Here is a 2,436-nt window from a genome sequence, read left to right as displayed (position 1 = left end):
TGTGATGTCCAGGGACGTTGTTGAGTCGGTCGAAGGGTGCGCCGCCAATCGCAGAGTGGTGTCGGTGGTGGTTGTAGAAGTGGAGCCAGCCGGGCAGCGCCAGGCGTCGTTCGGCCTCTGAACCGTAAAACCTGGCATAGGCCCATCCGTCCCCGAGCGTGCGGTGGAATCGCTCGATCTTCCCGTTCGTCTGCGGCCGGTAGGGGCGTGTCCGCTTGTGTCGGATGCCGAGCCGAGCGCAGAAGTCCCTCCATGCGTGGGATCTGTAGGCCGACCCGTTGTCGGATAGGACTCGCTCGACGGTCACGCCTCGTTCGGCGAACCAGTCCACGGCGCGTTCGAGAACTCCCACCGCTGTTCTCGCCTGCTCATCCGACCAGATTTCTGCGTATGCGACGCGGGAGTGGTCGTCGATGACTGTGTGAACGAACGCCGTTCCGGTGCGCGGCTTGTGGTCTTTTCCTCGTGGTAATCCCGGAGTCGCGAGCTTGTTCCGTGCGCCTTGCTTCCGACCTACGTAACGATGTCCACCGCCGTCGGGGATGTTGCCGAACTTCGTAACATCGACATGAATCAACGATCCCGGATGAGGATGCTCATATCGCCGCAATGGCTCGCCAGTGACACGATCGATATGCGAGAGGCGGTTCACGCGGCAACGGACGAGGACCGCGTGAACAGTCGACGTCGAGAGACCAAGTCGTGCAGCGATCTGGGCTGGCCCCAGTCGAAGCCGCCAGCGCAGGTTGATGATCTTCTTCTTGACATGCTCGGGCGTCCTGTCTGGGATCCGGTGCGGCTTGCTGGAGCGATCCTGCATCCCAAACTCGCCCTCTTCCCGGTAGCGGCCGGCCCATTTCCGGGCAGTGATCGGGGAAACCATGAACATCTTTGCGGCGATCGTGGCCGGATAGCCGTCTTCGACAATCAGTCGGGCTAACCGGAGACGGGCACGAGGAGTGAGAAGAGCGTTCGGATGGGTCATCAATTGGCCTCCGCCGCGGTCTTCGTGAGCGCGCGTCCGGTGAGAAGCATGATGGCGAGAGCGATCGCTGTCAGCACCGAGGCGACCCAAACCGGCGCGAGCAGCCCCAGCCCGGTCGCGAGCCCGAACGCACCAAGCACAGGCCCCGCGGCAGCTCCGATATTCAATGCTGCGGTTGCGTACGAACCGCCCATCGTTGGCGCACCCGATGCTGCATACAGCACACGCGTGATCAGAGTACTGCCGACGCCGAACGACAGGAAGCCCTGAACGAGGACGAGGACGATAAGCGCAACGGGATGAGATGCGACCACTGCCAACACGATCCAGCCCGTCAGCAACAGCGGTCCGCCGACTGCGAGCACGAGGCCAGGTCGTTGATCTGATAGTCGTCCTGCGATCGTGACGCCAAGGAACGATCCGATGCCGAACATCACCAGCGCGACGGACACCCACGCTTCGGCCAAGCCCGCGGTCTCGGTCACGACGGGTGCCAGGAAGGTGAATGCCGCAAAGGTCCCTCCGTTGATCAGCGCTCCGAGTACCATGGCCAGGATGAGCCGCGGCATCGCCAACTGGCTGAGCTCGACACGGAGCCTTGGTGAGGTCGCGCTAGTCGCGCTCCGACCAACATTGTTCGTGACGCCCCGAATGACTCCAACGGCCGCGGGAATACAGAGGATGGCGATCGCCCAGAACGTCGTTCGCCAGCCCAGCGCTGTGCCGAGCAGTGCCCCGGCGGGGACGCCCACGACGGTTGCGATCGTCGTGCCGGAGAGCAGGATCGACAGTGCACGCCCCTTCTGGTTCGCTGGCACGAGGGTAGTGGCCGTGCTCAGTGCTACGGCGAGGAATCCTGCGTATGCGAGAGCGCTGAGCACCCGGGTGATGAGCAGGAGAGAGAACACTGGTGTCATCGCTCCGATGACGTGGCTTCCCGCGAACACGAGAAGGCAAACGATCAATGTGAGCCGCGGTGGCCAACTGCGAGCGAATGCCGCCATCACTGGCGCGCCGACGACCATACCGACCGCGAATGCGGAGGTCAGCAGGCCTGCAGTGCCGACCGAGACGTCAAGTTCGGTCGCGATCGCGGGGAGCAATCCCGCGAGCATGAATTCTGAAGTGCCCATGACGAAGACCGCCAGGGCAAGCATGTAGAGAGCAAAAGGCATCGAGTACTCCGAGGTGTGAGATCAAGAAATGGTTCTTCTTGTCACCACGGCCAGTGCCCCGGGTACGCCAGAAATACGCCCACACAGATCGTGGGCGTCGTAACTAGTGGTTCAAGGGGCTGGCGGTGTGACCGACAACCCCTGACCTGTCTGATTCGGGACTCGACATGCCCCAAACTCTACATGCCTTCAATGGTGAGCGGTCTGGACAGATGCTTCTTGAATCAGCACGGTGTCATTGCGCGCGGGGGCAGAACAACGTCCCTGGACATCACA

The 2,436-nt window shown here is 62.4% G+C and carries 3 protein-coding genes; all 3 read right to left on the bottom strand.

Annotated features, from left to right (window positions below; translation table 11 throughout):
• Window positions 1-985, bottom strand: a 985-nt coding sequence (locus DTO57_RS14210; protein WP_187346644.1) for an IS481 family transposase, incomplete at its 3' end; no start/stop codon positions are given.
• Entirely contained in the window at window positions 985-2,160 is a 1,176-nt protein-coding gene (cmx, locus tag DTO57_RS14205) for a chloramphenicol efflux MFS transporter Cmx (protein WP_114118929.1), read from the bottom strand. The genes cmx and DTO57_RS14210, both read right to left, overlap by 1 nt.
• Before the next feature lie 21 nt (window positions 2,161-2,181).
• Entirely contained in the window at window positions 2,182-2,235 is a 54-nt protein-coding gene (locus DTO57_RS14875) for a chloramphenicol resistance leader peptide (RefSeq protein ID WP_011113070.1), read from the bottom strand.
• Window positions 2,236-2,436 lie beyond the last annotated feature (201 nt).

Origin of the sequence: Microbacterium sorbitolivorans, from assembly GCF_003327285.1 — a bacterium.
Taxonomy (GTDB): domain Bacteria; phylum Actinomycetota; class Actinomycetes; order Actinomycetales; family Microbacteriaceae; genus Microbacterium; species Microbacterium sorbitolivorans.
Note: the sequence above shows the minus strand (reverse complement) of the source record. Positions and strands in the feature narration are given on the sequence as shown.